This is a genomic window from Intrasporangium sp., from assembly GCF_030452765.1.
Lineage (GTDB): Bacteria > Actinomycetota > Actinomycetes > Actinomycetales > Dermatophilaceae > Intrasporangium_A.
Window position 1 is genome coordinate 22,795 of record NZ_JAKDLO010000040.1, and the last position, 6,000, is coordinate 28,794.

Genomic DNA, 6,000 nt, shown 5'->3' on the forward strand with positions numbered 1-6,000 from the left:
GGTCGATCCTCACCCCCGTCGTCGTCCGGACTCGCTCGGTCGATCCTCACCCCGTCGTCGAACAACCAGGCTCAGTCGAAGATGCCGCTGTAGGCATTGAGCGCCGGCTGGCCACCGAGGTGCGCATAGAGCACTGTGGAGTCCTGGCCGATCTCGCCCTGGGAGACGAGGTCGATGAGTCCTGCCATCGACTTGCCCTCGTAGACCGGGTCGATGATCATCCCCTCGAGCCGGCCGGACAACCGGATCGCGTCAATGGTCGACTGGACCGGGATGCCGTAGTAGTCACCTGCCCACCCGTCGAACACGGTGATCTCGTCGTCGCGCAGGTCCCGCTCGAGCCCGATGAGCTTAGCGGTGTTGCGCGCGATCCGTCCGACCTGCTCGCGCGTCTGCTCAACCTTCGCCGACGCATCGATGCCGATGACACGACGCGGGCGACCTCCCTCGTCCTCGAGTGCGGCGAAGCCGGCGATCATCCCGGCGTGGGTCGAGCCGGTCACCGTGCAGACGACGATGGTGTCGAAGAAGACGCCGAGCTGCCGCTCCTGCTCGGCAACCTCGTAGGCCCAGTTGGCGAAGCCGAGGCCGCCGAACTTGTGCTCGGACGCTCCAGCCGGGATCGCGTAGGGCCTGCCGCCTGCTGCCTCGACCTCCGCGATGGCCTCCTCCCACGAGCGGCGGATGCCGATGTCGAAGCCGGCCGGGTCGAGCCGTACATCGGCACCCATGATCCGCGACAGGAGGATGTTGCCGACCTTGTCGTTGACCGGGTCGTCCCAGTCGACCCACCTCTCCTGGATGAGCCGGCACTTGAGGCCGAGCTTGGCGGCCACCGCGGCGACCTGACGCGTGTGGTTGGACTGGTATCCGCCGATCGACACGAGCGTGTCCGCATCCTGCGCGAGCACGTCGGGGACGATGTACTCGAGCTTGCGGGTCTTGTTGCCGCCGAACGCGAGCCCGGAGCTGACGTCCTCACGCTTGGCCCAGAGATGCGCTCCCCCGAGGTGAGCGGTCAGTCGGTCGAGGTGGTGGACCGGGCTTGGCCCGAAGGTCAACGGGTAGCGCTCGAAGTCGGTGATGGCCATGGTGGTTTCCTTTCCTTGGGAGTGTGCGTGTGGCTGGTAGTGCCATCTCGGTCCCGACGCCGCCCTCGCCAGGCTCGAACGCCGGTCGAGAGTCCTTGACGCTGCCGAGCTTGTCTCGATTCTGCTGGCATCCGCATCTAATATATTGCACATTGCATTCCCACACAAGAGTGCAATATATTGGCGTTGTGCCGGTACCCAGCGAGCAAGGCGTCCATCGGCGGGCACTGTTGCGGGACCACGCCTACGAGTCCCTGCGCGACGCGATCGTCGAGGGCACCCTCGAGCCAGGCGAGCGGCTCCGTGACAGCGAGCTCGAGGGCTGGCTCGGTGTCAGCCGAACCCCGATCCGCGAGGCATTGCTGCGGCTCGAGCGCGCCCGGCTCGTCGTGGCGACCCCGGGCCGGGCGACGATCGTGGCGCCCGTCGACCTCGAGTCGACGATCGACTCCCAGCAGGTGGCCGCCGCGATGCACGAGCTCGCCGCCCGTCTCGCCACTCCGCTGCTGGCCGGTGAGGACCTCGCGCGTCTCGAGGAGGCCAACGCTCGCTTCGCCGGCGCGCTCGACCGCGCGGATGTCCCGAGCGCGATCGCCGCCGATGACCACTTCCACCAGGTCTTCGTCGCGAGGTGCGGCAACGCTGTCGTACCCGAGGTTCTCGAGCGGGTTGTCCCGGTGCTGCGCCGCGTCGAGCGGATGCGTTTCGCATCGTTCGCTGGGCGCGACTCGGTCGACCAGCACGCCGCCATCATCAGCGCCGCCCGCGCAGGCGATGCCGAGCGTGCCGCCCAGCTCAGCCTGGAGAACTGGCTCTCGCTCCGCTACACCTTCGCGGACTGACCCGTCGAAGGGCCTTCCCGACGACTCCGGGGTCAGTCCGGCGTGCGGTGGGCGCGCCCCCGCTTCACCTCCGCCCGGGCCTTCTTGGCCCGTAGCCGCCGTTCCTGCGAGGCTCGGGTCCGACGTGTGGCGCGGCGTTTCGGCGGGGGCGCTGTCGTCGCGTCGTGCAACAGCCGCGCGAGCCGCTCTCGGGCCGCCTTGCGGTTGGCCAGTTGGGTCCGGTGCTGGCTCGCGACCACCGTGATACGACCGTCGACGAGACGGCCTCGAAGCCGGTGGAGCATCCGGACGCGCAGGCGATCCGGGAGAACCCGCGACCGCTCGACGTCGAAGGTGAGCTCCACGCGGGAGTCGGTCGTGTTGACACCCTGCCCACCCGGCCCCGAGCTGCGCGAGAAACGCTCGTGCAGCTCGGCCTCGGGGATGACGAGTCGGCCGTTGACGGCCACCTGGAGCCCGCGCGCCCGATCCATGACCCCCATCACACCACGTCGCGCGAGGGCCGCATCGCGCTCGACAGTTCGGCCGCAGACATTGGGACGAGCCGTGCCAGACAGCCGGCAGGACCTCGACCCGGCTCTGGGGACGCACGTCGTCTCGCCTTGAGCGGCATACGACCTCCTTCGAGGGCGAAGCGGAGCGCGTACTCAAAGGAAGACGACGTATGCGGTGGTCAGTTCACGCCACGCGCTCGCCTCGAGATGGGCAACGTCGCCGATGCTTCCGGCCCGTCACCGCTCCTACCGTCGACTCATCGGCCTTGAGGAGGAGCCATGGGCACCAACGAAACTCACGCCAACCACGCGACCAGCACGGCCAACGAGGTCAGCACGGTGATCATCGGGGCGGGACAGGCCGGGCTCGCGACCGCGCAAGCCCTCATGACGAGCGGTCACGACTGCGTCGTGCTCGAGCGCAACGACCGTCTCGGCGACAACTGGCGGCACCACTACGACTCACTTCACCTCTACACGCCGGCCCGGTACGACGGCCTGCCCGGCTTCCCCTTCCCGGGGGACCCGCACGCCTGCCCGGGCAAGGACGAGGTCGCCGACTACCTCCAGGCGTATGCCGCTCACTTCAGCCTGCCGGTCCGGCTGGGTGTGCACGTAGTGCGGCTGGCAGGTGGCGGAACTGCTCACGGGAACGACGACAGCCGCTTCGTCGTCGAGACCGACGCGGGAACGTACCACTGCAACGACGTCGTGGTCGCAACCGGCACCTTCGGCCGGGCTCCGCGCGTACCGGAGTTCGCTCGTGACCTCGACCCCGGCGTCCTCCAGCTGCACTCGAGCGAGTACCGCCGCCCGTCCCAGCTGGCCCCGGGGCCGGTGCTCGTCGTCGGAGCCTCGCACTCCGGATGCGACATCGCCTACGAGCTCGCCGAGACGAGGCAGACCACGCTCGTGGGCCGGGACTGCGGAGAGATCCCGATCAGGTGGGACTCGTGGCAGACCCGCATGGCCGTGCCGGTTCTGGTCTTCGCGTGGCGACACGTGCTGACCAGGCGGACACCCATCGGGCGCCGCGCGATGCCGCACATCCGGCACCACGGTGGCCCGATGCTGCGGGTCAAGCGCGCGGACCTCGCCGCTCGCGGAGTCCTGCGCAACCCGTCACGGGTCGAGGGAGTCCGGGGCGGACGGCCCGTGCTCGGGGACGGCACCGTCGTCGATGTCGCGAACATCGTGTGGGCCACCGGGTTCGAGCAGCACTTCGACTGGATCGACCTGCCGATCGTCGGCGACGACGGCTGGCCCCGGGAGTACCGCGGCGTCGCCGACGAGGTGCCGGGCCTCTACTTCTGCGGCCTCGCCTTCCAGTACGCATTCTCCTCGATGGTCCTGCCCGGAGTCGGTCGTGACGCCCGCTATCTCGCCGACCGCATCGCATCCGACCGGTCGCTGCACGAGCGGGCTCTGGTCTCCGTCACCGCGTGACCCCCCCGACGGTCCGTTCGGGATCGAACACGGCGGTGCGCCGGCCGGCTCGACCCCGGGCGGTCCGTTCGGGGAGGGAGGGTCAGACCAGCCCGTGCTCGTAGGCATAGGCAGCCGCAGCCGTGCGGCTGCCCACGTCGAGCTTCGTGAAGATGTTGGACAGGTGCCGGGCGACGGTCCGCTCGCTGATGACCAGGGCCTCGGCGATCTGCTGGTTGCTCCGACCGACCGCGGCGAGCCCCAGCACCTCGACCTCTCGCTCGCTCAGCCCACCCGGACGTGCGGCCTGCGACCGTCCGAGCAACGCGTCGACCGCGTCAGCGGCTGGGGAGGCGCCGAGTCGGAGAAAGGCCGCCCGGGCCGCCTCGAGCTCGACCCGCGCGGAGCTCTCGTCGCCGAGGACGAGCAGCACGCGGCCGATGGTCGCCTGGGCCAGCCCAGCGGCATACGGATTCTCGAGTCGTGTCCACGCAGCCCTCGCCTTGCGAGCGTACGGCAGGGCGCCCATCGGGTCACCGGCGGCGATCTCGACGGTCGCAGCCGCCGAGGCAGCATCTGCTCGGACCGTGTCGAAGGCGAACTCGCCTGCCAACGAGTCGAGCTCGCTCGAGCAGGCGCGGGCGACCTCGACGTCGCCGCAGGCGATGAGTACCTCGACGATGCCGGGGAGCACACGCAAACGCTGCAGCGGGGCCCGCACCTCGGCCAAGAGCCGACTCGCTGCTCCGGCGGCAGCGCGCGGCTCGTCGCGGACGGTCCAGAGCAGGGCCAGGCCGGGCTGGGGATCGAAGCCGGACTCGCCGGCGAGCCGGAAGGATGCCTCGGCCGCATCGAGATCTCCGAGGATCCGCAACACCTCACCGCGCTCATAGGCTGCCTGACCGATCGCGTCGGGCGAGCCGATGGCGCGGTATCTCTCGATGGCAGAGTCGAACTCGTCGACTGCCTCGCGGAAGGCGCCGTGCCCGGTCAGGATCTGGCCTCGGTGTAGCGAGCACTGCCCCGTGAAGGCCACAAGGCTCGGATGCGATTCGCACCACCGGTGCAGGCCCGACGTCCACTCGGTGACCCGCGCGAGGTCGCGGACCTCCTGGCATCCCTCGATCGCCGTGCAGTAGACGTGGCCGAACACCTCTGGTGTCCCACCGTGTGAGAGCAGTCCAGTCATGGCCTCGTCGAGCAGGGCGAGCCCGTCCGCGACCCGACCGGCCATGATGGCGATCCGGCCCGCCGAGCACAGGCCGAGTGCGACAAGGTCGGAGTCGTGATGGCGTCGACCGGCCTCACGAGCCGTTTCGGCCAAGATGGCGGCCGTCGCGAGGTCGCCGCGGCCGAGACTGCGGAACATCTGCGCGAACGCGATGTAGCCGCGCTCGACGGCATCGACGGGCACCTCGGTGAGCAACCCCTCGGCAATGCCGAGCCAGCCCGCTGCCCTCGACTGCTCACCGGAGGTCGCGCAGATCATGACGAGGTGGAACGCGGCGCGGACGGCCTCCGGCACGTCTCCGGCATGCAGGCGCACTTCATGGGCCCGCTCGTAGAGGTCGAGGGCCGCATCCCGGCGACCGACGAGGTAGGCCGCCGCTCCGGCCGAGTCGAGGTCATCGGGGGTGAGCGAGGCCGGGTCCGCGGCCAACCAGCTGGTGAGGGCCGCGCTCCAGTCCCCGCGCTCGAAGTCGGCACGGGCCCGGGCCAACTCCTCGACGACGCCCACCGGCACCTCCCACGACGAGCGTACTCTCGGCATCAAGAGCGGCTCATTCACAGAAGGGCTCATTAACAGAGGGGATCATTCACAGGGGAGCCCTCTGGTCGTGTCGCACGTCATGTCGCACCTCGGGACGAGACCCAGCACGGAGCCCCACCACTGCCGCGACATGACCGGCGACATGACGGGCCCAGCGACATGACCGGCGACGTGTGGGGCGACGTGTGGGCGCGAAGCGAACTCGGGGCCATACCGGCGCACTCTCGAACGCGACTACTGCACAGTCGAATGCAACTGGTGCACTCTCGATCCGGACTACTGCACAGTCGAATGCAACTGGTGCACTCTCGAACCGGACTGGTGCACTCTCGAACCGGACTGGTGCACTCTCGATCCGGACTGGTGCACTCTCGATC

5 protein-coding genes are annotated in these 6,000 nt (G+C 69.4%); 2 read left to right on the top strand and 3 right to left on the bottom strand.

The window, feature by feature from the left end; all coding sequences use genetic code 11:
* Positions 1–71 precede the first annotated feature (71 nt).
* Positions 72–1,091, bottom strand: a complete 1,020-nt coding sequence (locus tag L0H79_RS07235; protein WP_301483913.1) for a 1-aminocyclopropane-1-carboxylate deaminase — start codon at positions 1,089–1,091, stop codon at positions 72–74.
* 188 nt (positions 1,092–1,279) lie between these two features.
* Here L0H79_RS07235 and L0H79_RS07240 point away from each other — a divergent pair, with 188 nt between their 5' ends.
* Entirely contained in the window at positions 1,280–1,933 is a 654-nt protein-coding gene (locus L0H79_RS07240; protein ID WP_301483914.1) for a GntR family transcriptional regulator, read from the top strand.
* Between the two features lie 32 nt (positions 1,934–1,965).
* Here the strand turns inward: L0H79_RS07240 and arfB are convergent, their stop codons facing one another.
* Complete coding sequence (gene arfB / locus L0H79_RS07245; RefSeq protein ID WP_301483916.1) at positions 1,966–2,406, bottom strand: alternative ribosome rescue aminoacyl-tRNA hydrolase ArfB; 441 nt, start codon at positions 2,404–2,406, stop codon at positions 1,966–1,968.
* A 300-nt stretch (positions 2,407–2,706) separates the two neighbouring features.
* On the opposite strand from arfB, the gene L0H79_RS07250 reads away from it, so the two are divergent.
* On the top strand, positions 2,707–3,873 hold the full coding sequence (locus L0H79_RS07250; RefSeq protein ID WP_301483917.1) for an NAD(P)/FAD-dependent oxidoreductase: 1,167 nt from the start codon (positions 2,707–2,709) through the stop codon (positions 3,871–3,873).
* Between the two features lie 82 nt (positions 3,874–3,955).
* Here the strand turns inward: L0H79_RS07250 and L0H79_RS07255 are convergent, their stop codons facing one another.
* Positions 3,956–5,623, bottom strand: coding sequence for a helix-turn-helix transcriptional regulator (locus tag L0H79_RS07255; protein ID WP_301483918.1), 1,668 nt, complete (start codon positions 5,621–5,623; stop codon positions 3,956–3,958).
* Between the last annotated feature and the right edge of the window lie 377 nt (positions 5,624–6,000).